The sequence below is a fragment of the Parasutterella muris genome (assembly GCF_009767915.1).
Classification (GTDB): domain Bacteria; phylum Pseudomonadota; class Gammaproteobacteria; order Burkholderiales; family Burkholderiaceae_F; genus Parasutterella; species Parasutterella muris.
The window spans coordinates 37,514-63,796 of sequence record NZ_WSRP01000010.1; the positions used below are offsets into that span (position 1 = coordinate 37,514).

Sequence of the window (26,283 nt, forward strand, 5' to 3'; positions counted from 1 at the left end):
TGAACAAAAGCAAGCACAAAAAAACTCCCCGCTCCGCTGCTTTTGTTCAATAAGAAGCGGAGAGCATGACAACGAATTGGTGAAGGACGATTAAGAGGAGACTTTCCTTAACTTGTCCCGTTTGGCGTCCGATAAACTCATGAGCGCCCGATAAACTTTCCACGCATACGTTTGGCGGGCTGAGATGCAGTCCGCTCCTTTAAGACGAGTGCAGGCGGCGTTATATGCGCCGACCGCTTCCCAAGGGTTCTCTAAGCGCTTCATATTGTCCGAGAGGATTTCCGCTCCGATCTCGATATTGAGACAGACGTTTTCCAATAGCTCTTTCTTGGTGGTGTTAAAGCGCTTGAGCCAGGAAGAGTTGATCTGCATCAGCCCGATATCTTCGCTGGAGCTGTTTTTGCCGACGGCGTTCGGGTTGCCCGAAGATTCCACCAGCGCGATGGCTCGTAAAAGATCCGCGTCCAGACCTTTAGCCAGCGCGTGTGTCTCAAAGCAGTCCTGCGCGTTTACGGAAGTACTTAGCGCTAAGGCTGAAAGAACAATTAAAAGAGGGCGAGTATTCATTATCCGAATCGATGGAAGTTACTGACAATTACATGGATGCTTAAAAGGAACGCCGCGTAAAAGACCATAGAAACCCAGACAGGAATCGCAAACGGAATCAGCATTACGGTAAAGGCGCAGGTGAGCAGTACAGGCGGAGCGCTCAAAGCCGTCTGATAGAGCGTCGGGTGGTGCGAAGCAAAACTTTCGTACTTGAGACGTCTGACAACCCAAGCATCGAATACGACAGTTAAAAGGATCGGGCAGAGCGCGGCAAACCAAATCAGCGCTAGCACCGCACGAATCATTGAGAGTTCCAGCATGGCTTTTAACGCCATAAAGTAAGGTGAAGACCAAAGACGATTAAAAAATGATTCCATCGGAGCCTCATGCTCGGCGTCTAAATTAGCCGCCTCGGGAAGGTATGCGCCGCCTGTGACTTTGGAGAGGGCGGAGGAGACACTATCGCGAAGACTGGAGAGTTCAACGTCTGCAAGACTCAGGAAGGATTCGAGCTTTTGGCTGGTGTCATCAATCTGAATTTCAGCATGACGATTAAAAGAAGTATGGTCGGCTAAACCGGGCCACCAGATAATCGAGCCGAGCAGCAGGATAAACAAAATAATAAAGATGCGGGCAAACATAATGAAATCCGTTTAATCAGTAATGACGGGCACATGGCCTTTAAGCAGATGGCCGCCGCCTACGAAGGCGAAAAACTGACCATTCGGAAGCTTGCCTAGGTATTCCGACGGGATAATCTCTTCGCGCACGGCGGTGCGTTTATGAGAGGCTCCGCCCTCAAAGGAAGGAAGACCGGCGTGCGTGTCCGCATGCGTTGAGAGCGTAGTGTCGACCTGATGAATGTAGGTCTTGCCAAACGTCTCCGTTACGAAGTCCTGAGTCGGACGATCCTTGCAGCGCAGCGCGATCAGATTGTTGCAGTTGCCGAGCACCATGCGCGCTGCATCCTGAGAACCTAATCGGTGCGCAAGGTCGGCAATCGTCTGCATGGCTACCGTGGTATAGATGCCGCCTTCGGCGCCTTTATTCAGAATTTCAATTAGAGGATTGTTGCAGACATTAGACGCCTCATCCACAAAGAGCGAAATCCGAATATCCGTCTTACCGAGGTTGTATCGTTTACCGGCTACACTGACCAAATCGCCTAAGAGAATAGAACCGACAGCAGACGCAATCATATTGTCGGATAAAGAATCCAAATGGCAGTACAGACAGGAGCGGGTGAGGATAATACTTTCGAGATTCCAGATTGGACGGGAGTCGGTAGAGTCCTTAGGGTCCGGTGAGAACGAGTCTCCAAGCGGCCCGCTTGTCAGCATCGCAAAGATCGGCATTAGGGAGGCGGTTATCTTGGCGTAATGCTCCTTAGAGTGATGGAAGACTTTAAGACACTCGTCTACGACCAGGGTCTGCTCCTTTTTATCGAGCACATGCTCGTAAAAAGAGACCATTAAAAGAAGCTCTTCTTGAGATTCCGTGAGGCGGCCTTCCTTAATCGGCGCCATAAAAGATCGGGCTTCTTCCCTCCAATTCTCGCTTGCAAAGCGCTCAATACGATCAAGAAGGAGATCACGCAGCAGATCATCAATACCGTGATTGATATGCTTGGAAAGAAGTTTTAAAGAGGGCTTGATCTTCAATTCAATCAAGGCGTCCGCAAATGTCTTAATGCAGGACCAGGCGAACTGAGTAAAGGCGTCAGGCTTCCCAGGTATTACTGACATAATGCGTGTTGCGATCTGGGCGCCGGTTGAGAATGTCGCTAACGGATCGAGTCGAATGCCTTTGGTTTTATCGCGATTGCCCGGATGATAGTTGAGGGGCTCGCCGCGGCCGGCGGCAGTGCAGGCTTTGCGGAAGGACTCGTAGACACGGGGAGAACCTTTGGGGTCAATGAAGATGACAACATCGTTTCTTAACACTGCCTGAGAAAAGAGATTGCAGAGCGCGACGCCTTTACCTGCCTGAGTGGTTCCGAGAATTAAAGTGCCGCCCTCAAAATTTTTAAGGAATCGATGAAGCTCGATTTCGTTGGGTTCAAGTCCATGGATATAGGGCATACCAATTTCTTCATTCTTCTGATACTGATCACCGCGCCCGAAAAAGCGATGCATAAAATCAGGGAGCATTAAAGAGGCGGGATTGATTCTGGAGAGTTCATGCAGTTTCTGCGTGTGTTTCGGTTCCCACACAAAACCGTATCCAAGCCAAAGATGGTCAGGTCGCATCAGCGTTTGAAGCTTAGAGCGCGGCATCAGTTCAAACCGTCTTCCTGAGAGCAGACTTCTGTCACGCAGAATAAGCCAGCCCTCATGGCCGCGTTTCACCGCGAACACAATGCAGACCATATAGAGAAGCGCAGACATTTCGCGCGGCATAACATGCTGCGCGTGCAGGTATGCCATGTAGGCAGACGCGAAGAGCCAAACCGAAGCGGCGTATATCTCGTACGCAGTGCGGTAAGGCAAAGAATGCCGACGGGTTAAAGAGGATTCGTTTCTCATGATGCTGAGGGTTCGTGATAGATAATAGGAGCAGTGTGCGTCGCCGGAATAAATCCATACGTAAAAGCTTCGCGCGGTACATATTTATCTCGCATATTTCTGTAGTAAACCGTGTTGTAGGTGTCTCGACAGGCCCTTACGCGTCGAACTTTGTAGGTTTTAAATTCCGGATGACTTTTGAAGTATTCGCGCCAATAAATGAGCCGCTCATTGAAATAAGCCGCTTTGAGATGAATGCGTTCTGCTTCGACTTTACGCCAGCGGTAGGAACGCTGCATCCAGCGGATTTCATGCGGAGTAAATTTTCGGAACATCTGAGCACGAAGTTTCTTGTAATAGTTCTGCTCCTGACGCTCTGTAAAGTAAAGACGTTTAACAAGGGTTCGCAAGGGAGCAAGTGGTTTTGTCTGATAGAGGCGCTCGATCGCACCGCCTTCGACCGCACGACGAAGCTTTTCGTCAAACTCCTGATACGTCCAGCGATGGATAATGCAGCGCTGCACTTCGGTATTGCTGAAGTGCTTACGGTAATGACTGCTGCAGAGACGGCGCGTTGCGCGATAGTTTTTACAGCAGGTCTCCCAGTTGTGCACGAAATGCTTTTTCACCGGGATATCCATATCGGCACGTGGAAACCGGATGCGAGGCTTTTGGATAAGGATTTTTTTCCAAGTCATGTGTGTCCTCGCCGGTTTGAATTCTCTGCTGATGACCTGCTGAGCACCAAGCGAAATAATGACATCCGCGTTCTTGGTGAGCAAAGCGGTTCTGGCGAGATTGTTCAGCCGACGTTTGTCCAGATCGGTAAGACAAATCAGACCGTACTCGGAGAATAAGCCTTCTTTCATAGGAGATAGGAGCATTAAAAGGATGACGATTGACGGGTTAACCCAATAGGGCGGCGGTCGCTTCTGAGCCTAAGAAAAGGCTCAGGCGGACTTTTAGAGACAATATGCTCGCTAAGAGCTTCGGATGTAATTCGAAGTTCATGACAGATCAGTGATGTTTAAACGGTTAATCAGCTATTGGTTACGGGGTTGATTTTTGGGTTCAGTTTCTTTTTTGAAGCGGTTTTCTGATTTCCGGCGCTCGTTTGTTTAGTGCTTGTGCCGGTTTTCTTTGCGGACGTGCTCTTTTTAGCCGCGGCACTCTTGTTTGCCGAATTTGGTTTAGAAGCCGCTGCTTTTGATTGAGTCTTAGAAGGGGCAGTGGCCTTTGCAGAGGTTGCGGCTGGTTTTGCTCGTGAGGCGCCGGTCGTTCCCTTGGCCTTTGAAGAGGGAGAGCCCGATTTTGCGGCACCAGTTGCCTTCGTCGTCTTCGAGGATGTCTTGGCCGCAGCGCTGCTCGTTTTTGTGGTTTTAGCGCCGGAGGCGGTTTGCGATCCGGAAGCTGACTTTGTTTTAGAAGCGGCAGTCTTCTTAGAGGAGGCGCCGGCTGTCTTAGTCTTTGCAGGAGCGCTAGGACTTTTAATGACAGACGTTTTAACGGCTTCCTGAGCAGCAGTGCTGCAGGCTGCGTTCGCACTTTTACCGGCACTGCTTGCTGCGGATTTACTGTGAGCGAAGCCAGCCGCTTTCTCGTCAGAATCGACGGACTCCTGAGTATTAAAGGATTGAGGACAATTGTTTTCAGGTTCGGCGCCGGGATCGACTTCTGCATAAACCGAGGGCAGCTCGATTGAGAATTCGTCTTGATCCTCATCCCCAAGCGCGCTTAAACCGCTGACCGCATCCGGCTCATCGTTGTACTCCTCATCTTCAGAAACATACTCTTCCCCTAACTCAGAGTCTTCAGCTAAAGCATTCTTGCTAATCGCTTGAGCGTCAGACGCACTATCAGAAGCAGCAGGAGTATCGATCTTCGCTTTGAGAAGTGAAGTTGTTTCCATTTGATCGTTTGAAGACAGAGTGCTAACGGTAGTCTCTTTTTTCTTTGAGACTGCTTCAGACGAGGCAGCAGTATCCGCAGCTTTATCAGAAGCCTCGAGGCGAGCAGAACCTTTAAGGGACTGCGGGACCGGATCAAAATACAAGTCTTCATCCTTGTTCGAAGGATTAATTGAGGGCTGTTCTTTTGCAGAAACGTCAGTTGCGGCCGCATCAACAGGCGCTTTATCAGAAACCATAGACGCGGTGACACATTCAGAAGGAGGGCTAGAAGCCTTTGTCTGAGTTGACGCTTCTATGTCCTTATCTGTTTCTGCGGCAGCTTTGCAGACTACTCGTGTATCGGTCTTCTCCGCGTTAACAGGACTGTTAAGTTCTGTTTGAGTCACTTTGGCGGCAAGGCCGTCGGCAGAGACTTCAGACTGTGGGGAAGATAAAGTCTGACGAACTTCGGCGCTGGTCTTAGGCGCAGAAGCAGAAACTGCTTCTGCGTTCTGCGAAGCACTCTGCGAAGCTGCGGACTGACCATTAGAAGAGCAGACAATGGAGTTCTCAGTATCACTGTCGATGCTGTCAGAACCGTAATTCGTCGGACTCTCACCCTTTAATCTGACGCAGGAGTTTGCAATCTGATCAACCACGTCTTGAGACGGAGCAAACAGATATTTAAGAGAAAGGCTAAGGCGGTTCAGAATGCTAGGGAATTCTGTTTCTTCCACTTGCGATTCAGAAGCATTGCAAGGAGAGGATTCACCGGAAACGTCCGCCTTATCTTCTTCGCTATCTGCGGCATTGAGCTTTGCATCAGAAGCGGGAGCATTAACAGAAGCGGAAGATTTCGCAGCGCATGTCTTAACAACATCCGTTTTGCCTTTAGCCTCTTCAGGCGCTGAGGAAGGACAATTAGAAGAGGATGCTTCAGCTTCTGCAGAAGTCGGTTCGGACTTTTGTTCGCTAGAAGCTTTTTTAGGAAGAAGCTTCTCAGAGAGGCGCGTTCCTGCTTCCAGCTGAATCTCGGTCGTATATTTAGCCGCTTCTTCCTTATAGCGCTTTTCGCTTTCTTCGGAATTCTTCTTTGCGGTTGCCCAGAAGATACTCGAACGCATATTCTTCTTCTGCATGCGAGCCTTTTGATCTTCGCGGCTCTTCTCGCGAAGGACGTTTAAAAATAGAGAACTAAAGAAATTGTTTTCTCTCATCGCTTTTTCAGTAAGCGGTCCCACAGGATCTGCCATGCGGTGTTCCTTCGTGCAGATCGTCGCTCTTTCTTCGGCGATCTCCTGCTTAGAAATGATCGGAAGTTCACGACCCTTTGCCATCTTTTTCTTTAAAGCGCTGCAGTGATCCTGATACTTTTTGAACCACTCGGAACTTGGCGCAAAATAACACTGCGGATTGATTAAGCGAAGAGAGCGAACGAATCCGGTGTCTGTGTCGGACTTTTTATCGCTGCGCGTAGTGAACATCTGACCGGAAGGCTCCAATTCAAAAATACCGCACTGGACAGCGCCGGAGATGGAATTGATGCGATCCCAGTCAATTGTCGGGAAAAGCTGCTTGAGTTTGGAGTGGACCAAGCTGAAGAACTTTTCTGTGACGAAAACCTCACCTTCATAGAAATGCACGTACTCCTGATGATTTGCACCGGAGTATTCGCTCAGCTCTTCTTCGAAGAGCGTGTTGATAGCGATCGCAAATACGGTTGTGAAAGAAGCGCTTCCTGCGGGACCGCTGGCTAAACGGCGCTCCAGATCTTTCTGGATGACTAGAGTCTGCGCTTGGTGAACCGCATCGGTGACGCCGCTGTAGTGCTCTTTGTAGTCACGGATATTCAGCGTGATAAAGGAATGAATACACGGGATCAAATCGTTGTCACCGCCCGCACGGATGAGTCGCCAGATGTTTTCAGAAACATCCTGGCAGACGATTAAAAGGGCGAGCGCAGAAACATCTCGATCGCTGCAGCCGCTATTGCGCAGCAAAGACAGTGTGCATCCGTCATTTCGTTTAAAGAAATCAAGCAGGCGCTCAGAAAAGTCAAACACGTCTTCGCTATTGGAACGAATAATAAAGGAGCGGATTAGAGCAGGGAGCGGATTATAGAAAGCCATAATCACCACTGCGAGCTTAATGGAAAAGATAGCTTGTTCTCTGTTCTTGAGTGGAAGATGAAAATAGAGAATTGTGTCTCTCAGGATATAGAGTGCCTGAGAAGCACTCATCAGCGCAAAATTAAAATAACCAAGGGGTTCTTTAAATGAATCCCCGTCAGAGAGCGGAAGCCGCTGTACTCGCCTGGCTATCGAAGAAATCAGTTCAACAGCTGTTGGCAGCGTGTCATTGTCCGCCCATGCAGAAATCATTCTCTCGAAACTGTCGAGAGAAGTGACTTCTAAAGGCAGAAGCGGCTGTAGACAAGCGGAAAGACGGTGATTCATTGAAAGACCTTAGTGCCGATGCGGATTATGTGACGTGTTCTTTAAGTGTTTTTTGTTAAAACTTCCGCAGAAGTTCTTAATCAGTTCAGAATTTTTTTCTGTTGAGGGAATTTGGTTTAAATACTTTTCACTCCATTTATCGGGAAAACCTTTGAGCGCCCAGGCGCAATAATCGAACGGGCCGTCGTGATGCGCACTTTGTTTCAAGTAATTCAGAAAAGACTGGACCTTGGAAATAATTGCGACCAGATGGTTGTTATTGATGAACTGCGGCCACAGGGATGACTGTTTTGAAGTTTTTCCGGGCTGATAATTAAAGAATGGAGAGTGTTTAAGCGTGTAAAGCGAGACCAAAGCGGCACTCTTTTCAGACAGATCGTATTTTTTCATGCAGAGTACAGCCAGACATGCAGCAAACCCCATGAAGAAATACACCGAGTCTTTATTCACAACGTTGGCAGGAATCTTTTGACCGTAAATATTCGGCTCAACAATCGTGCGAGTAGTTCCGTCCTTCCTAATCACTTTATGTGTCAAGCTGAAGTGCTTACCCATAAGATCTTTAGAGTAGATCTTCAAAAATTGAGAGAAATCTCCTTTAAAGTACGAATCAGGGCGCTGTGACCTGGAAGATAGGTTGGTATTCCAAAGCTTAATGAGGTTTATCAGTTCATTTGTGTTGAACTTCTTACTTCCTCTGAGCTTTAATGTTGAGTCCAGAAAATCGATGCAGCCCGTAACTTCTGAACATTTAAAGTTTGAGCTTGTACAGCACTTCCAAATACGATCAGAAATTTCGTCCCAACAAGGATTGGAAAGTTCCGAGTATTCGGATTCTTCGATATGCTTCAGAAAGCGTGCCTGCAGGGAGCGCCATTGAGAGCCGCTCAAGTCAAAGAGCATCGCGCTGATCATTCTGTTGCTGCACCTGGCTTGAAGTGCGTAGTAGATAAACGCCCAATTTCTGACAGTGCACATTAAACGTGAGGAGCCCTTCTTTAAGGATGGAACCAGCCGCTCGATATCGCCTTCGTATTTGTCGATGCTGACCTTGTCGTTCAAAGAATAGGCGAGGATCAAGGCGTGAAGCATATGTCTTGAAGGACGCTGTTTCTTTGTTTCAACGTAGCTTACCGTCGGCAGCTCTTCGAGCTGCAGCAAGGAGAAGGGAATTGAAGCGGACAAAATCATAGGACTCGTAGGTTCAAGCAGTTGCGTGGGCGGGTTTATCAGTGTGTTGTTAAATCGATACTCATATGCGATACAAAGCATGTTGACGTCCCAAATGCCGAAAATTAGACCGGTGCCAAGACAACTTTTATTAATGTTCTGAATCATAAGGACCACCTTTAATTAATATCAAAACAAAAAAATACTGTTTATCTCAAGCTGATAAGAAATTTTTAACGTGTCTAATTATTGTATTTTCAAAATTATTATGGTTAATAATGATCTAATTTTGAGTATCTTGCTGCCTGCTTTGGAATGGTCGGCGGTGAAAAACACCGCCGGACATTCACAGGTAATAAGTTAGATACACTAATAGGTAATTCTTCAAATGAGAAAGATTGTCAGCTGTATATCTTTCGACTAATGGCCGGGTGAACAGTAGGTTTTACGCCTAACTAATATTCCGTCTTCGGATTTTCCGAGTCCGAAGATGAGGAAACATTAGTCCTGACAAAGGTTTCTCTAAGAATTACAGCTCCGACTCTTGGCCGAAGTTCGGAAGAAGATCCTTTAATGTTTTCCAATCGTTCACAGCGGTCAATCACGCGATCCGGACTTTCCGATCATCATTAGTCTTCTTCGGAAACGAACTTAGTAAGTTCGCAGCCTGAGCTGGAAACAGCAGTGCTGTATCTTCGTTCATATATCTATCCTTATTACCAAGTGGGAGACAGACTGCCGACTGTCTACCCGGGTTCAAAAAAATAAGTTTGCCTAGAGTAGCATTAGTTAATCGGTCGAACTACGCCGACCTTTTTCGATCTCTGGTCGGAAAATTTGCTGTTGCATCTTTCCCGAGTGAGATCGGTGTGAAAGTGTTTATAAACAACTTTCGGTTGAATCGTGGTCCGAAGACCTGATTCGCTCTAGGCTCACTATCAAGAGATGCACCTCCATTTCTCAGAGCCTCTACTCATCGAAGATAGAAGTGAATCTCTCGAGCATCGTTCACATTCATGAAAGAAAACTTCCTGTGATGACACTCGGCCGTTTCTCGTTTGTTTAAAAAAGCGAGCTTCTTTAAAACAGAGCTGCATGCAGCTCCAAGTCCCGGTCTTACGAAACAGGCTTTGTGAAATCCGAGGAGATCTAAGCATCGTTTCGCTGAGACGGCGTTTGCATCGGGGAATCCTTTTGCGTCGGCCGTCTCGCTGACGAATCGAACTGTACAGAGGGTTAGAAAAATAAAAAACAGATATTTTGGGTCAAAATTTTTAAAATTAACTTTATATTTCTAAAATTAAAACATAAATAACTACTTGATTAATTGAGTTTAAATTTGAATCTATTTGAAGAATCGAGATTCCGCAAACTTAAAGAAAATTTCGTGTAATTGATTGTTAAGAAATGAGAATTTATAAGACTATAGATGGAAAGAGATTGAATTGTTAATTCAGGGTTATCTTTTATCTAATGTTACGTAAATACAAGTTCTGAAATTAAGTTGGATGGGTTTTGTCTTAATTAAGTTTTGTCGTATTGGCTGTGATCTGATGACTTGTCAAGTATTTTTGTAGGGTTACTATTTTGATGGATAGTAGCAATAAAGTATTAACAGTTGATTTATATTAATGTTTTTCAAATAGTTATAATTTCGCTAAACTGGAAAAATATAAATTTATTTCATAGAAGGGTAATATAAAGAAACTCTGCGCAAAAGGTGGGTTATATGGTATAATTACCGTACTATATTAAGTTACGACTATGAAGATTAAAGCACCCTCGTTTGCTGACTTATTTGCAGAAACCTTTCCGCAGTTAGGCGGTACTAGAAGAACTAAATTCCTTGAGACATTGGACGCTATCATTTCTTGACAGGATTTGTGTGCTCTGATTAGTCCTTACTACAGTGAGGGTAAGTGCGGCAAGCAGCCGTATCCGTTGGAGTTCATGATTCGCGTACACTTTCTACAGCTTGTCTACAATTTGGGCGATCCGATGTGTGAAGAAACGCTTTGTGACTCTCTTTCATCTCGACGATTTGTAGGTCTGGCAATGAATTCAAAATGTCCGGATAAGACCACTATTCTGCGCTTTCGCCATTTACTCGAAAGAAACGGCTTGGATAAGCAGATTTTCGATTTATTATTCAAACATCAGTTAACTCAAAGAGGTCTTCTTTTTAGCAAGGGAATGATAGTTGACGGCTCTTTTATTGAGGCACCGAGTTTGACAAAGAATGCCGGAAATGCGTTCGGCTAAGAAAGGCAGCAATTGGCATTTTGGGATGAAGCTTCACATCGGTGTGGACAAAGTCAGCGACGTCATTTCATAGCGTGACAACGACAGCGGCGAATGTTCACGATATAACTCAGGTTGATAAATTAAGAAGTCCTACTGATTGGGAAGTCATAGGAGATGCGGGATATCTCGACATGGACAAACGCGAGATCGCAGACCCGGAGCACGTCACTTACGCTGCGGCAAAACGATATAGCCAGCGGAAAAAGCTCCCGGAAGCTAAGGTAGTGCAAGAAAAGAGGCTTAGTTCAATCAGGAGTAAGGCCGAACACGCTTTCCATCGGATAAAGATTCAATTCGGTTATAGAAAAGTTCGTTATCGGGGATTGGCTAAAAACACAGCAAGGCTAACAATGTTGGTATCTATCGCTAATATGTTTACCGCACTTTGCTATGAAAAACGAACGAAAATGAGGAAAATGAGTTTTGCATAGGATAAGTGTGTCTGTACGGAATACTTTTAGAATAAATCGATCAATAAAGAGGGGTTAACTACCTGATATCAGAAAAAAATACCTAATTTTCAGTGAAGGATGCCTTTTCAAAGGAGGTTGGGAAGACAGATTCTTATTTCGCAGAGGTTCCCAAATAGCAAGATCGCTATGGCAGCTGTCCAAATCTGCGTCATGACGGCATTTTCAGTAGTTCCGACAAAGCTCTTGATGACTAGGTTTTGTTTGATGCGCTTAAAGAAAAGCTCTATCTGCCACCTCAGTGGCGCTCAATTCTTTGCTATTGGTAAGAAATTCAAACCAACGGTTTGTTTCTTTGTCCGGCCATTGTACGACTCTAAAGCTTGTATCCGAGCAATGCTCTTTGGCTTTAAGTCCAGTGAATTTCATCTCATAAAGACCCCAACATCCTTCAGGATCAGCCTCAATAAGACCCTGACGAAGCGGCGTATGCAGCGCGTTGTCTTTTAAGCGGGTGACAAACACAACCCCTTTATCTATCAGTCTTTGGAATAATGAGTAATTGTTGTACCCCCTATCCATAACGACGATAGAACCGGCGGGAATATCCTCTAATATTCCTTTGGCTCCCTTGATATCGCTCGTCTTTGCCGGCGTTTCCACGATGAGCTCCGACAGTGAAGTATCGTTGTTCAAAAGCGTGTGAAGTTTTATTCCGCCTTTACGCCTTCGGTGCTGAGCCCATTCAAACAAACGCAAACATAAGCTTATTGTCGTGGAATCCAGACTGAAGACCGGCTTAGTGAACCTATTTTCCAGACGCCCTTGAATCTCGAGTCTAAATTTTTTCAGCAAGACAAAATAAAAGTCCTCATAAAGTTTGTAAGGCCGCTTGCTGTTGGCGTAGCTCAGGGTAGATCGACATGCTGCTGTCGCACCTATGTGACTGAGCTTGCCTAGACTCGAATAGAGGCCGTCGGAAATCTCCAGTAATGAATCTGCCCCTGTGAGTTGGCAAAAAAGCATTGCGATAAATTGGCTCCACGTCGTAAGCCTCTTGGCCCCTTTGTTGGATTGATAGTGCGTAATCAAGTTTTGAAACTCAATTTTTCCGCCCATAAGCCGGACAAGTTGGGCAAACATAGATATCGTTGTTCTCTGCATGCAGGCGCTCCGTTTGTTTATTTGGCAAAAAACAACTTTATCGGATGGCCAGCATGTTCGCATCTGGGTTATCTCAATTGTGAAAATTTATTTTGGGCACTAGTGGCATTAAACGTTAATGAGAGTTATTATTCTGAAAAAATAGAAGAATTTCAGGAAGCGAGAAAGTGGAAGACCTTAAAGAAAAAAATAATTTTACGAGATTCATCTCTTTTTGCGTTTCCGGAACCCTTGGTTTTCTAATAGATTCTGCAACGTACTACCTTTTATCAACTTTGTTCGCTTTTTATATTGCAAGATTTATAAGTTTTTTTGTAGCAGTAATATTTACCTGGCTATTTAACAGGACTATCACGTTTAATGATAAAAAGTTCCAAGGTTCGATGTCAAAAGAATTTATTTATTATTTCTCATCAATGGCAATAGGGGGCGCGGCAAATTACTTGAGTTTTATTGGATTGATGGAATATGTTGAAATTGTTAAAGACTATCCTGTGATAGGTATTGCAGTTGGATCTGTAGTAGGATTAGCAATCAATTTTACATTGTCAAAATTAGTTGTATATAGAACACAACGTTGATCAACATGTTGATAACATTAATAGTACCCGTTCTTAATGAAGAGGAATCAATTCCTCTCTTTTATAAAAAGATTCGTTCTTTGTATCCAAATTCAACAAAAGATAAACTAACGTTTGAGGAAGAAGATGATGATAAATTACACAGAAAAGAAAAAGATATAGAGCTGTTAGGGGGGGTAATCAGCAATACAGGATTAAAAAAATTATTGACTCTCCTCAAGAAAATACTCAACCTGATTTAAATAGCGCAACTTATCAAACTTCTTCACACGTTCACATTGCTATACTTTTTATCGATGATGGCAGCACGGATGGAACGCAAGAAAGACTTAAGGAACTTAAAGACAAAGATTCTTTGGTTTCATATTTAACTTTTACTCGTAACTTTGGCAAAGAAGCGGCACTAATAGCCGGGATAGAACACGCTAAAGGTGATGCTGTAATTCCTGTTGATGTAGATCTTCAAGATCCTCCCGAAGTCATCGAAAAATTAATTGAGAGATTTATTGATGGTGCAGATGTAGTTTTAGCTAAGAGGGTTGATCGAAGCTCAGACAGTTTTTTAAAAAGAAAAACAGCTCTGTGGTTTTATGGTCTCCATAATCTGGTTAGTAAGCCAAAAATTGAAGAGAATGTTGGCGATTTCCGGTTGATGAGTCGAGAGGTCGTAGAAAATATTAAACGAATGCCAGAAAAAAATCTGTTCATGAAGGGAATATTTGCTTGGCCCGGTTCGAACAGAACAGATGTTGTTGAATATAAAAGAGCATCGAGACAGGCCGGCTCATCGAAATTCAATGCATGGAAATTATGGAATTTTGCTTTAGAAGGAATAACAAGCTTTTCTACTGCACCACTGAAAATTTCCACGTACTTCGGCCTAATTGTATCTCTGTTTTCCTTTGTGATGGCAGTCTATTTCTTTTTCCAAAAAGTTATTCTGGGTATCCCGATTAGCGGGTACGCATCAATCATTGTGTCTATCCTATTTTTAGGAGGAGTTCAATTAATGTCAATTGGCGTGTTGGGAGAATATGTAGGTCGCATCTACTTAGAGGTAAAGAACAGACCTAGGTATATTTTGAAGACATCTGGGGAGCGAAAAAATGATAAATAAAATTTATGACAATGATAAAAAAAATGCATATTTTACAATTTTATTTTGTTCATTAGTATTGCTACAACTTTTACTCCTTTTTTATTTTGGTAACCAAAAAAAAGGTTTTTTTATTGATGAATTATGGAGCTATAACCTTTCAAATTCATATATGTTTCCGTTTATAGGAGATGCAAAAGACTATTTTGGCCGATGGCTTCCGAGCTCTTTTTTTCTAGATTCGTTAACTGTACAACCAGATCAGAAATTTGAATATGGCTCAGTTTTCGCATCTCAGGCCGCAGATGTTCATCCACCTTTGTATTACTATTTATTTCATACGATTTCTTCTTTAACTAGGGGAGTTTTCTCAAAATGGCAAGGGTTAATTCTTAATTTTATATTTTTTGCAGGAAATCAGTTTATTTTATGGAAGATTTCTAATCAGTTAATAAAAGATAAAATAATATCACTGTTTATAGTAGCATTTTATGGATTTTCTGTCAGTGCGTTATCTACATTCTTAATTATAAGAATGTATGCTTTGTTGACGTTCTTCACTCTCCTTATTACCTATCTAATTATATTGTTTGACAGAAAAAAAAGGATTCCTATTGCTTTGTGTGTTGCAATAACACTATCGTATTTTTTGGGATTTCATACTCAATATTATTTTGTAATTTACGCATTTTTTATAAGTGCTTTTTATTGTATTTTTTTGTTATTAATTAAAAAATACAATAAATTGTTTATCTTTATTTCTTGCACACTGTTAGGTATATTTTCCTCAATTATATGTTTTACACCTTCATTACATCACATTTTTGATGGTTATCGTGGAAAAGAAGCATTCTCAAATTTTGGAAGTGCAGGTTTTATACAAAAAGTAGATTATTATTTAAATGCTCAGCTTTCACAATCTATTTTTTTGTTGTTATTTGGACTATCTTCTATTCTCCTTTTATTCTTATTATTGAGAAAATTTGTTAAGTTTGAATACAGCAAAACAGAATCGCGACTCTTGGTGATTTGTGATTTTAGTTTTAAACCTTATCTTCGCTTTGAAATATCAAGTGATCGGATCCTCATCGGAATAATATTTTTAGCATCTTTGATTTCTTATTTGTTTGTTGTTCAACTTTCATCTATTACCGATGTGAGATATATTTATTTTGTAGTACCATTATTAGACCTCGTTGCAGTTTCTATTTTTTTTAATATTTCTGGCTTGTTAATAAAAAAGAAAATTACTTTGTATTTCATTTTTTTCTTAATATTGTTATCTTTTAGTGCTTCGAATATTAGAACAAACAACATTCACTGGATACATAAAAAAGAAGGTCAGGCTATTGAATTAGTTAAAAATACACAAGATTCCAGAATAATTTATATTGATAAAAACGAGTTCTGGTGGCCGACAATGGCTTATTTCAATTTTTTCATCAATGCGAAAGAAGTTGAGATGATAACTGAAAACAATATATCTAAAATAAAGCTTCCGAAAAATATCGATCGCGTTTTCATAGTTATTTCAAGATTCTGTAACAAACAGAATATTATAAAGTATCTCAATGAAAAATTAAATTTAAAAGATGCAAAAGTAATCTATGAGGATTGGCATGGACAGGTTTATGAACTATCCAAATAACGGCCTATTGTTATTCGAAGTAGTCTTTTTTTAATATAATTTTATTTCTCAAATTTCGCCGTCTGTTTCTTAAAACTAGAGCATACGGCGAGATGAGAAGTAAGCGTCTCATCGCATAATTTTACTTTTTAAAACCTCGCCATATACTTGTCTAACGTACTTTAACGGAGGACAAAATAGCGAGATTTTCTTGGGCGCACTATGAAACCCTGGCACGAAGAAAGTACCTTAACAGCACTGAGGTGTTGGAGAGAATAAGACAGGAAACCGGCAAGCGGATTCATCCTCAGATTGTTGGGCAGAACCTTCCCTGCGTGTTGAACAACTCCTTCAAAGAACAGAGCTCAATCAGTGTATTTACACTGGAGTCAGCGACAGCGGATTCCAATGAGTCAGCCGTTCTTAAATATCGAGTAGACGGCATTGAATTTGAGCTTCATGCCAGCAATGCTGGCGACGCAGCTGTTGCACTGCTCAGAACAATTCTGTAGGTGCAGAGCAAATGAATATCTTGTTTAAGGAGAGTTCTAGTGTGTCAGTGGTTGTAACGCCGACGGATTTGAGAGGCTCTTTCCAAAAGCTGTGCAGTATTGCTCAGGCGATGCTGAATATTGATGTCGTGAGCGGCAGCGTGAATTCTATCAATCATTTGAACAGTGTTCTCAAAGTTGGCGTTTCCTGAAATCGGTTGCCAGTAGGTGTTGCCTACTGACAACCGAAAGCAGGAGTGAACGAATTTTACTTCACTATCTACCTCTTAGATACTCCTCCCTACGTGATTTCCAATGCTTCTTTAACTCTCCTCTTAAAGCTGCAGCCTTTGCCGGAGTGGGAATTATCCTAATCGTGGACACCTGATATTTTGTTTAGCTACCCTGAAAGCTCTTTAACATTAAAGGAGCTTTTATGCGACTACCTGTATCAATAATCCGTGCAATCCTTACCCTGCTTCAGCAGAAAAAATCTTGTCGATTTATCGCCTCTACTATTGGAATTTCAAAAAGCGTTGTTAATAAGCTAAACAAAAGAATTCATGCTAGTGGTCAAAGCGTTGATGAGCTGTGTCCTCTAAGCGATAAGGCTCTTCTTCTAAAGCTCTATCCTCGCAAAAAGGCACTTAAAAATCTCAAAGATGTTGATTGGGAAAGTATTTGTCAGTGGCTGAACAACAAGCATGTGAATCTTCTTGTTGCTTACGAATCGCTTCTATCGCAGAAGCCATCATTTGACATTTCCTATCCGTATTTCTGCCGTAAGTATCGAGAATGGCGTAAAGAAAACAAAGGCGCTCCCGTCATCACAAATAACACTTACATTGCAGGGGAGAAGATGGAAATCGACTACTCCGGAGATCTTTTACCTTGGATTGATGAACATGGAGAAATACACAAAGCCCACATATTTGTAGCATGTTTGCCATACAGCGGTTATTTATTTGCTTATGCCACAGCAGATGAGAAAACCGCCAGTTGGGTTGAAGGCGTCATTGCAGCCTTTGATTTCTGCGGTAGCTGTCCGAAAGTTCTTGTTGTTGACAATGCGAAGGCCTTAGTTCGAACGGCGAGTAAAGAAGAAGGCACTGTAACAGCCATTGTTAAGGATCTATGTGATCATTACAACATTACTCCGTGGAGCTGTAAGCCCTACAGCCCTAAAGAAAAGAATCGAGTTGAAGCATCAGTAAGGCTTGTACAAACGTGGGTTCAAGGCCAGTTAGAGAGCGCTGGTCCCGTGTTTGCTAAGAACCTAATGCATCTCAACAAAAGAATCTTAGAAAAAGTTGTAGAACTAAACGCCAGACCACTATCTGCGGCCAAGCAAATCAGCAGAGAAAAACGTTTTTTAGAGGAGGAATTACCTCTGCTAAATCCGTTGCCCGAGACAAAGTATGAAGTTTGTGATTGGCTTATCCTCGTCGTGGACAAGTCTCACTGCATAAAGATCCATCGCGATAAAGGGCATCGTTATAGCGTTCCGGCCAGTTACGTGCATAAAAAAGTAAACGTAAGGCTCTCAGACGAAGAAGTCCGGATCTTTGATGCGGATACCCATAAAGAGATTGGCTGCCACCAACGTTGTTATGAAGAACGAGGCTGTAAGACTCACATACTTGAAGCACATTTGACAGAAAGTGAGAAGAATAGAAGGCGTGAGCCCCAATACTTTGTATCTCAGTTTGTTAAAAAGGGAGTTCAAGAAGCCGTTGCCAGAAACTATGTCGACGAACTCTGGACAAATTCGGGTGACTTTGTGAGCCGTCAACGGCTACACGCAGTCACCCGAAAACTTTTATATATGTACTGCCCCGAGATACTAACCGAAGCAATGGCAGAGGCAATCGAGTTCCGTCAGTTCTCCTACAAATTCCTGAAAGAGTTAGTTGAGTTGAAGGAACAACAGCGATTACGCCAAACCAACTTTAATTTTAGCGGTAATCCCTCTGAAGAGTACGACTACGTAACCCCAAGCCATAACAACGTGAGGAAATATGAATAACCCAATCGCTAATACCCAAGAAGAAATTAAACGACTCTGCAAAACACTCCGTCTTCCGGGCGTGGCGCAGGAAATCGATGAACTGCTGTCAAACCCAGAAAATCTAAACTTGTCTCAGCTGGAATGGATGGGCAGAGCTTTAAGAAGAGAAGATAGTGGCCGTAATACTAGGAGCTTAGACCGCAGATTAAAAAACGCTCAGCTAAGGCACAAAGATGCTCTAGTGTCCAAGATTGAATATAAACCGACCAGAGGGCTGGATAAGAAGGTTCTGAACTCTATGGCCACTTGTGATTGGATACGTGCATTTCAAAACTGTCTAATCGTTGGCAAAGCCGGCGTGGGGAAAACATGGATTGCTTCGGCTCTGGCTAACTCAGCTTGCTGCGCCGGAATGAACGTCAAGATGGTCCGGATGCCTCTGCTTTTAGATGAAATTAGAGCTACTGAGCTAACGCAGACTTCTATCCCCGAGTTTATAAACAGATATGCCAAGTTCAACTTGCTTATCTTGGATGACTGGGGGCTCGGAAAACTTGATCCAAGGTGCAAAGGACACTTGGTTGAACTAATTGAGGCTAGGTCAGGCAAGGCGAGTACGTTGGTCACGACGGTTCTTCCAGTTAATTGCTGGAGTGATTACATCGCCGATGCAACATTTGCAGATGCATTTATGGACCGCTTTCTGCAAAATGTAATAAGAATTGAGGTGAAAGGTCCGTCCATGAGAACAGGAGTTAAATAAGGAAAAACGCAGCGTGTCCACGATAAGGATTATGGTGTCCACGCTGCGGATAATTTCCAGCCGGAGTTAGTACGTTATTGCTTAAATGCGGTCGGCACTCGTTGCAGAAAGAGATCACTTCAAACAACGCTTACTCCAATGCTCGTGAGTTTCAAACCTACGACTCCCCAACATTTCATTTTTGATTGTCGAATTGATCCGCTCAGCTATTGCATTTTCTTTTGGATCTCCGTTTTCAGTCATGCTTATACATATGCCCAATGCTCGAAGTAATTCAACATATTCTTTGCTTGCATACTGCCCCCCCCCCGATCTGAGTGGTGAATCAAGCTTTCTTTTTTAACATCTATCCATAGACTGAGTGTCATTTTTAGTGCGCTGATTGCGGTTCTATTGCTCAGGTCAGAGCCTAGTTTCCTGCCTACAGTCTGCATCTGTGATTAGCGCTAAATATGTAAACTCCAATTCCCAATCCATTACTTTAATTGGTACGTAAGTAATATCGCTAACCCATATCTCGTTCGCTCGATATGGTATTAGGTCCTTAATTAAGTTTGGATAAGTTGTCAGATTATGCTGTGAATCGGTTGTTCTCGGTTTTCTTTTCTTCTGCCGCAGTTATAAATGATTGTCTGCAAGAATGTCTGCGAACCGGTCTCGTCCGACATGCAATCTTCCAGGAAACTTTTGAGAGTACATTGTCCACAGTTTTTTCCGCCTATATTCGGGTCCACGCTGCGTACTTCTTTACAGCACTCAATGATTAGCTCCTCGATTAGACACCTCGATTCTGCCTCTGAAGAGCCTCTTTTCTGAATCTTGTAGTACGCCTGCTTACTGACGCCAAACAAAGGGAGGGGAAAATCTCAAACTTGGGTTATCTTTCCTTTGTTCAGAGCCCCTTGAGCAAAACTGTTAAATAATTTTTTTTAAAAATTTATAACCTAGCCGTGCCATTCGGTAGCTAATTTTCCTTCTTTTGGAATTCCTTGGCAATACTTGATCGACAAAGGCCTTAATTTGAAGGTATCTAGCATAACTTGGATCAATTGTTTGTGTCGATCCAGATGGGAATAAATACCGCAATTCTCCATTGTTAATAGATGCCAAAGTCGTATTGTTTTCAACAGGTAAATCGTATTTCCTAATTATTTTTAAACATTCACTTATTACAAACGGAATTTCAGATTGCGGCGAATATCTAAAGGAGAACCAAAAAAAACTCTCTAACAAGTTAGAGGCTGTGCTTTTCCGTTGATGTAGTTGATCTTTAGATTGCCAGTATTCAAAGAGTTTATCTGTAATGAACAAATGTTGGATGGCTCGTTTATCACCTTTGTTGAATGTATTAGCCATTATTGAGACAGGATGCCTAATATATTTGTATACAGGCACGTTGATGAAGGAGACAGACTCTATTTGGCTGAAGTAAGCCCAATGCCACCAAGCATCTTCATAAAAAAGCCCGAGAGGGAACCTCAATGCATTATCCCGGATAATATCTACTAAAAACAAACACCCGCAACTTGAGCAATGGAAATCAGAAATTATCTTATCCGTCAACTTAACCTTTCCCGACCTCATTATTGTATAGTAGGCTGTGTCTGAGTCTCTGAGCTCTTCATTTGCTTCATATTCGACTTTGATAGAGCCGACGGCGGCTTGCGTATTTTCTTTCTTTATAGCGGTATAAAGAAGTTCAAGAGATTCAGGATACAGCTCGTCATCGGAATCCATAAAGAAAACGTATTGACCTGTAGCTTTGTCCAAGCCAAAATTTCTAGAAGATGAAATTCCTCCATTTGTTTTGGAGTAGACGTGTACTCTGCTATCTTTTAGACTATACTCTTTCAAGATGCGTGGACAATCGTCGGTAGATCCATCATCAACACAAATTAGTTCAAAATCAGTGAAAGTCTGTGCCAAAATACTGTCTAGGCATTTTCCTAAGTATTTCTCCACGTTGTAGACAGGAACAATAACGGAAATCATTTTTTCCCTCCAATTATGATGTTTTCATGTTTATTGAGTGTCATATCGCACGAAGAAAAGAACCAAAGATAGATAACAGTTCGTCATGATAGTTTAAAGATAGCTTATCGCTGTCGATAATGTCCATGTTTTCTTTTTTATCACGATATAAGTAATTAATTTTATTACGATAATGAGGGTAATCATCCCAGACAATACTTATCGTTGGTTTATTTAGTCTTAAACTTATTAATGAAGCGTGATACCTCACATTTACGAAAACGTCCGTGCCTTTGAAAAAGGAAATTATAGCCTCTTCATTTGCAATTTTCAGTAAAACTTCTACCTTTATATTTTGAATGTCCAATAAGACAGCTAATTTTTTTAAACTAGGCAGGTCGCAATCACACTGTAGACAGAATGGCAATAAATTAACTAGCCATTTTGTTTTCGACGTTTTAATAGCTTCTGCGAGGATAATAGAAAGTTCTTTCATTTGTTCCTCGTTAATTGGCATCAAAGTGATAATTAACCTTTTACTGTCATATGGATAGCTATAGGCTAAATCCTGAGTTAAGGTTGCATTTGACATGTCTAGACCGGCATTCCTTAAGGTTTGGAAAGAGTTCGTAGAGCGCAGAGAGAATGTTACGTGACAAATTAAAATAGCGTAAAATGAACTGCCCTCTGAAAATGCGACACTTGGCAAGGAGGCACCTTGGCGAGGGAGATATTTTCTCTTGAGATCAAAAGGTTGGTTCAATCCTTATTCGATGAAATGAAAAAGTATTGAGAGATTGAACAGCTATCGGGCGTTCCGCAAGATATTTTGCGTTTATGGAAGGCTAAATCCCTCTTAAGCAGTGATTGGATTGCCACCGAAGAGCGATAATCTCCGCTTTCCACCATTGAAAGAGAAGAAATAGTTAAGCTGCATGGTCAAGGCCTGTCCTGCACTAAGCTTGCAATTCAATTTGGCGTTTATAGAGGTACTATAAAGTTCCTCATAACCCAGTGCCGAAAGAACGAGATATCCAAAATGGCCATTTCTCGAGCTTTCGCAAGTTCTATTGCGACACAAGTTATTGAAGGGAAGTTTCGTTCCTCGCTAAAGGCAGCTGAATTCTATGGTCTGGAACCACGTTCGGTTCAACGGAAGGTTAAATCCGAATTAAAAAATCACAAAGGACGTACAATAGTTGGAGATAGTAGCAGATCCGGAGACGAGAATATGCGCTACTCAATTACGTCCGTCTTAGCCTATACATTTACAATCAAAGAGTGGATTACCAAAAACTTTAATTTAAAGGACCACTCTGAATCAAATATTGTCTCAATCGTTGAGTCTTTAAAAGGCAAAGGGGTGCCAATAAAGGAGGCCTGCTCCTGGCTAGGAATCCATCGGAGCACGCTTTACAGGAAGCGGCAAAAACAATTAAGAGCTGAAGAAGATGATCCTTTAGTCACTCAGATTTCAGAGCTCCAAAAGCGCCGCAATTTTGCTTACGGAGCAAAGCGAATGGCAGTGTATTTGAGCAAACTAAACGGCTTTGCCATTAACCATAAACGCGTCGCCAGACTCATGAGGCTGCCTGGCTTAAATTCAAGAGTCCGCCCAAAGCGCAGAATCCATTACAAGACCGAATTGCTTGAGCCTGTTCAGGAACCTTTGTACAACGTGCTGAAACGGGATTTCTCTTCATCCGGACCGATGACAAAACTTGTCACGGGCATGACTTTTGCCCCGGTAAGAGAGGGCTGGGTTGTGCTGAGCACGATCAAAGATTTATTTAACCATAAGATAGTTGCTTGGGAAACTGGTTCGAGTGCAAAGCTGCAATTAGCGTTAGCTACGTTAAATAAGCTTCCGACTAAGGAAGGACTGCTGCCATCAGATTGAGTCATCCACAGCGATAGAGGTGGAACCTATACAAGTATGTCCTACATGAAAGCAGTGAGAAAACTCGGAGCCTGTCAGAGCTACTCCAGAAGAGGAAATTGCCTTGACAACGCAAGCATGGAAACGTTTTACGGGCATATGAAAAGTGAAACGTTCCGCAGAATGACTCCGCAGGAAAGAATAGAGCTGACGAGAGCAAAGGCTCAGGAAATCATCGCTGACTACATCTCGTGGTACAACACAGAGCGCATTCAACGCTCTTTAGGGTATGTATCGCCGGAGGAGTTCAAAGGCAGCATGTGATTCCGGATACCGATTGATATCCGGCTAGTTAGATAATAAAAGTGAGCGCAAAAACCGCAGCGTTAGGGGAGATTTTGTCTGAAAGCGTAGCTGAAAGACAAAATCTCCCCTAACGCATAGGAAAATACAATAGAAAATAGCAGAGCTTGTTGCATGTAAGGTAAAATCTAAAGAAATCTTACTTGTTCTACTACTTTTACGAGCTAACTGTCGCAGTCTATGGGGTTAGTTCATTCAACGGGTCACTAAACTTGTCGTTTGAAAAACGCAATAGCTGAGCGGATCAATTCGACAATCAAAAATGATATGTTGGGAAGTCGTAGGTTTGAAACTCACGAGCATTGGAGCAAGCGTTGTTTGAAGTGATCTCTTTCTACAACGAGTGCCGACCGCATTTAAGCAATAACTTACTAACTCTGGCAAAGACTGCTTTAAGAGTGGGAGTCAAAGAAGCATTGGAGATCACGTAGGGAGGAATAAGATCAACAAGGGGTAAACAAATTTCAGGAATTACTCTTTAAACAGTAAACTTTAACTAGGTTTAATAACATCAAGTAGTCAACCGATTTCAGGAAACGACAGTGTGAGAATCGTCGTTCGAACCATTGAGAATACCGTTCGAATCGTTAAGAGAAATCACAAAGCGTCGTAGAAGAAGCAGAGGTGGCTAAAGGCGGGAGAAAAGGAGAAATTTATCCGTCAAATCTATGTTCACATTTAGAGGAATACGGAGATGCATTCCTGTCGAACCTGGGCATTTGAAGAGGAGCTCACTGAGCTAAGATAGGCAGTGCTGAACGGAGAGGAACTCTCAGAATCCGCCGCAAAGAAAGCAGAGATGGTCATGTAGGCAGTGTTGCTCCGCTCACAGTGAAGTTCAATCAGGAGCCCTTCGCCATCTACAAGGAATATTGTGACGGCATAAAGCCGAGAGTCTGGTCCGGAGATCGCTTGAGGGGCAGACAGTTTGTCTAGTTCATTGCTCTGAGTCACAGATGCTGGCTGATGGGAAAAATCAAAGAATCATTAGCTTCAGCTCCTGTAGAGAAAATATCTAAAGCTGAGCGAGATGAGGAAAAAGTTGCCCACTTAGCCGGGAAAACACTCATTAGCTTAGATTCTTGACTGGTTTGACTGTGTCGAAGAAAAGACTGTAGTCGGCAATGCGGGTGAAATACTATGGAGAACTGAAACGGTGGAGCGGGATCGATATTTCCGTTCACTTTTGGGAATGAAAATTTAATAATCGTATTAGGTTACTGTCAGGTTTTTGAGGCAGTGGCATAGGCGGCGTAGAAGTTGAGGCAACTCATTTAGGAATGTTCCTCAACTTCTATAAAACGGAATGCTAGATACTTCTTGTGTGGTTAAAAAAAGTTTTTAAAAGGACTCCCTTAATTTTAGTCTTGACAGAACTATCAAGTTTATGTAATGGAAGCTCACCTTTAATGAAATGAGCAAATAACTCTTTTACCCAAACCCTTAAAAACTTATTTTTTAATTTTTTCGTACCTAATCTTTCATAATTCCATTTATAGGTGCCATATTGTAAAACGGGCATAAGTACAAGGAGATCGTCCCTTCCTGGCGTCATATTTCGCACAAAATTATAAATTTCATTCCATTCATCACAAACACAGAACACTTTATTAGGATTATTAACGGAGCTATTTTCGTTATCTGTTCTGTAATTTAGTAAGTTTTCATTGATCATTTGGAAACGATCACAACACGCATAACATTTAAAAGCGAAGGATGTATCTTGATAGCTGGCCCCTGGTGTTGGTAAAAATCGGATGTTATTTCCATTCAGCCAATTGCGATCGTAAATCGCACTCCATATCGCTGGTGCTTGCCAGAATGGGGCTTGGTTTTCATTAGGGTTAAATACCTTATTTTTTGGAACCCAATCGTTGTTAATCGGTGTTTTTAAACCCTGTTTATACTCATTGTAGCAACACCTAGATATTTGGAGATTTTTACTCTCTGCCTCTCCGCATATTTTTTCGAACATTGTTTCTTCGACGAAATCATCACTTTCTACGATACCAATATATTTTCCTTTTGCAGAATCAAGGCCCTTATTCATCGAGTCTCCATACCCTGAATTCTTCTTATTTATAATCCTGAATCTGCAGTCTTTGGCAGCAAACTCTTCTAGTATGGAAAGGGTAGAGTCTGTTGAGCCATCATTGATACATATAACCTCAATGTCTGTTAAGGTTTGATTCTTAATTGACTCTAGACATTCTCTTACATATTTTTCAACGTTAAAACAAGGTACTAGGATTGATACGAGCGGGATTTTGGAATACATAACAGTAATGAGTTAAATTGTAAAAAAATATTTTTTTTCATCCGAAGTACAAATTGCATATTTCAGCAGGAGAACCAATTTGTCTTATTGAACCGTGCTCTAGCCAGATAACTCTAGTGCAGCATCTTTCAATTAAACTTCTAGAATGTGACGCTAAAAAAAGAATGTTAGACCTAGCAATTAAATTATTTAATCTTTTTTCTGCCTTGACTTGAAAATCTCTATCTCCAACAGATAACCATTCATCCATAATAAGGATGTCAGGTGAAATCATAGTCGATACTCCAAATGCTAATCTCATGTGCATTCCAGTCGAGTAGGTTCTTACGGGCATGTTGATAAATTCCCCTAATTGAGTAAATTCAAGTAAATCATCGAGTTCATCATCCACTCTGTTTTTGTCAATTCCGAGTAACGCTGCTCGTAAATAAATGTTTTCGACTCCGGTTGCCTCCGGGTCAATTCCTAGGGAAATATCAATTAAGGAGCCTATTTTACCGTCGATTATGGCTGTCCCTGAAGTCGGGCAATAAACTTTACTCAGAACTCTAAGTAAAGTACTTTTACCAGCGCCATTATGTCCAACAATGCCGATCCTTTCGTGTTCTTCAACTCTTAGATTGATATGGTCTAAGGAGCGAACTATTGCTTTTCCAGAGGAGTTCAAATCGATACGGGCGCCTGTGGCTACTCCAATGAGCGTCTTTTTTAAGGAACGCGTTTGTGAGTTAAATATTGGAATATCAACCGAGACATCCTCTAAGATAACTTTTCCCATAG

At 42.3% G+C, this 26,283-nt stretch carries 21 protein-coding genes and 2 pseudogenes; 11 read left to right on the forward strand and 12 right to left on the reverse strand.

Annotation, left to right across the window (positions count from 1 at the left end; genetic code table 11):
- Nucleotides 1–90: 90 nt before the first annotated feature.
- From E5987_RS04410 to E5987_RS04435, 6 genes are all read right to left on the reverse strand, one after another.
- Entirely contained in the window at nt 91–567 is a 477-nt protein-coding gene (locus tag E5987_RS04410; protein ID WP_160334881.1) for a lytic transglycosylase domain-containing protein, read from the reverse strand.
- Complete coding sequence (locus E5987_RS04415) at nt 567–1,190, reverse strand: IncC plasmid conjugative DNA transfer DtrJ family protein (RefSeq protein WP_160334882.1); 624 nt, start codon at nt 1,188–1,190, stop codon at nt 567–569. The genes E5987_RS04410 and E5987_RS04415 overlap by 1 nt, the downstream gene beginning before the upstream one ends.
- A gap of 12 nt (nt 1,191–1,202) precedes the next feature.
- Complete coding sequence (traD, locus tag E5987_RS04420; RefSeq protein ID WP_160334883.1) at nt 1,203–3,074, reverse strand: conjugative transfer system coupling protein TraD; 1,872 nt, start codon at nt 3,072–3,074, stop codon at nt 1,203–1,205.
- The gene (locus E5987_RS04425; RefSeq protein ID WP_160334884.1) at nt 3,071–3,922 is read right to left on the reverse strand and encodes a hypothetical protein; all 852 of its coding nucleotides are present in this window, start codon (nt 3,920–3,922) and stop codon (nt 3,071–3,073) included. Before E5987_RS04425 ends, traD begins: the two co-directional genes overlap by 4 nt.
- A gap of 170 nt (nt 3,923–4,092) precedes the next feature.
- A complete protein-coding gene (locus tag E5987_RS04430; protein ID WP_160334885.1) occupies nt 4,093–7,398 on the reverse strand; it encodes a hypothetical protein in 3,306 nt (1,101 codons plus the stop codon).
- A 9-nt stretch (nt 7,399–7,407) separates the two neighbouring features.
- Nucleotides 7,408–8,736: a hypothetical protein gene (locus E5987_RS04435; RefSeq protein ID WP_160334886.1), complete on the reverse strand. Its 1,329-nt coding sequence runs from the start codon at nt 8,734–8,736 to the stop codon at nt 7,408–7,410.
- Between the two features lie 1,596 nt (nt 8,737–10,332).
- Between E5987_RS04435 and E5987_RS13445 the strand changes: the two are divergent.
- A pseudogene (locus E5987_RS13445) lies at nt 10,333–11,303 on the forward strand (IS5 family transposase).
- A gap of 107 nt (nt 11,304–11,410) precedes the next feature.
- Here the strand turns inward: E5987_RS13445 and E5987_RS04450 are convergent.
- Nucleotides 11,411–12,509, reverse strand: a pseudogene (locus E5987_RS04450) (IS4 family transposase).
- A 104-nt stretch (nt 12,510–12,613) separates the two neighbouring features.
- Between E5987_RS04450 and E5987_RS04455 the strand changes: the two are divergent.
- The 8 genes from E5987_RS04455 to E5987_RS04490 all read left to right on the forward strand — a co-directional run bounded on the left by E5987_RS04455 (nt 12,614) and on the right by E5987_RS04490 (nt 19,012).
- Nucleotides 12,614–13,027, forward strand: coding sequence for a GtrA family protein (locus E5987_RS04455; RefSeq protein WP_160334888.1), 414 nt, complete (start codon nt 12,614–12,616; stop codon nt 13,025–13,027).
- A 5-nt stretch (nt 13,028–13,032) separates the two neighbouring features.
- On the forward strand, nt 13,033–13,269 hold the full coding sequence (locus tag E5987_RS04460) for a hypothetical protein (RefSeq protein ID WP_160334889.1): 237 nt from the start codon (nt 13,033–13,035) through the stop codon (nt 13,267–13,269).
- Entirely contained in the window at nt 13,233–14,144 is a 912-nt protein-coding gene (locus tag E5987_RS04465; protein ID WP_338143618.1) for a glycosyltransferase family 2 protein, read from the forward strand. The genes E5987_RS04460 and E5987_RS04465 overlap by 37 nt, the downstream gene beginning before the upstream one ends.
- Nucleotides 14,134–15,771, forward strand: a complete 1,638-nt coding sequence (locus E5987_RS04470) for a YfhO family protein (RefSeq protein WP_160334890.1) — start codon at nt 14,134–14,136, stop codon at nt 15,769–15,771. The genes E5987_RS04465 and E5987_RS04470 overlap by 11 nt, the downstream gene beginning before the upstream one ends.
- Before the next feature lie 245 nt (nt 15,772–16,016).
- The gene (locus E5987_RS04475) at nt 16,017–16,262 is read left to right on the forward strand and encodes a hypothetical protein (protein WP_160334891.1); all 246 of its coding nucleotides are present in this window, start codon (nt 16,017–16,019) and stop codon (nt 16,260–16,262) included.
- Nucleotides 16,263–16,303: 41 nt separating this feature from the next.
- Nucleotides 16,304–16,453, forward strand: coding sequence for a transposase (locus E5987_RS04480; protein WP_160334892.1), 150 nt, complete (start codon nt 16,304–16,306; stop codon nt 16,451–16,453).
- Between the two features lie 224 nt (nt 16,454–16,677).
- Nucleotides 16,678–18,267, forward strand: a complete 1,590-nt coding sequence (gene istA / locus E5987_RS04485; protein WP_160334893.1) for an IS21 family transposase — start codon at nt 16,678–16,680, stop codon at nt 18,265–18,267.
- Nucleotides 18,260–19,012: an ATP-binding protein gene (locus E5987_RS04490; protein ID WP_160334894.1), complete on the forward strand. Its 753-nt coding sequence runs from the start codon at nt 18,260–18,262 to the stop codon at nt 19,010–19,012. Before istA ends, E5987_RS04490 begins: the two co-directional genes overlap by 8 nt.
- A gap of 114 nt (nt 19,013–19,126) precedes the next feature.
- Here the strand turns inward: E5987_RS04490 and E5987_RS13450 are convergent, their stop codons facing one another.
- The 3 genes from E5987_RS13450 to E5987_RS04505 form a co-directional block, all read right to left on the reverse strand.
- Nucleotides 19,127–19,273 carry an integrase core domain-containing protein gene (locus tag E5987_RS13450; protein WP_420901717.1) on the reverse strand — a complete coding sequence of 49 codons (147 nt, stop codon included), beginning with the start codon at nt 19,271–19,273 and terminating at the stop codon, nt 19,127–19,129.
- Nucleotides 19,274–19,927: 654 nt separating this feature from the next.
- The gene (locus E5987_RS04500; protein WP_160334896.1) at nt 19,928–21,004 is read right to left on the reverse strand and encodes a glycosyltransferase family 2 protein; all 1,077 of its coding nucleotides are present in this window, start codon (nt 21,002–21,004) and stop codon (nt 19,928–19,930) included.
- 40 nt (nt 21,005–21,044) lie between these two features.
- The gene (locus E5987_RS04505; RefSeq protein WP_160334897.1) at nt 21,045–21,746 is read right to left on the reverse strand and encodes a polysaccharide pyruvyl transferase family protein; all 702 of its coding nucleotides are present in this window, start codon (nt 21,744–21,746) and stop codon (nt 21,045–21,047) included.
- Between the two features lie 468 nt (nt 21,747–22,214).
- On the opposite strand from E5987_RS04505, the gene E5987_RS04510 reads away from it, so the two are divergent.
- Together E5987_RS04510 and E5987_RS04515 are read left to right on the forward strand one after the other, a co-directional pair.
- Nucleotides 22,215–22,883 (forward strand): IS3 family transposase, encoded by a 669-nt coding sequence (locus E5987_RS04510; RefSeq protein WP_160334898.1) that lies wholly within the window; start codon nt 22,215–22,217, stop codon nt 22,881–22,883.
- A 36-nt stretch (nt 22,884–22,919) separates the two neighbouring features.
- On the forward strand, nt 22,920–23,186 hold the full coding sequence (locus E5987_RS04515) for an integrase core domain-containing protein (RefSeq protein WP_160334899.1): 267 nt from the start codon (nt 22,920–22,922) through the stop codon (nt 23,184–23,186).
- Nucleotides 23,187–24,534: 1,348 nt separating this feature from the next.
- Here E5987_RS04515 and E5987_RS04520 read toward each other — a convergent pair.
- Together E5987_RS04520 and E5987_RS04525 are read right to left on the reverse strand one after the other, a co-directional pair.
- Nucleotides 24,535–25,503, reverse strand: a complete 969-nt coding sequence (locus E5987_RS04520) for a glycosyltransferase family 2 protein (RefSeq protein ID WP_160334900.1) — start codon at nt 25,501–25,503, stop codon at nt 24,535–24,537.
- Nucleotides 25,504–25,540: 37 nt separating this feature from the next.
- Nucleotides 25,541–26,281, reverse strand: a complete 741-nt coding sequence (locus tag E5987_RS04525; RefSeq protein WP_160334901.1) for an ABC transporter ATP-binding protein — start codon at nt 26,279–26,281, stop codon at nt 25,541–25,543.
- Between the last annotated feature and the right edge of the window lie 2 nt (nt 26,282–26,283).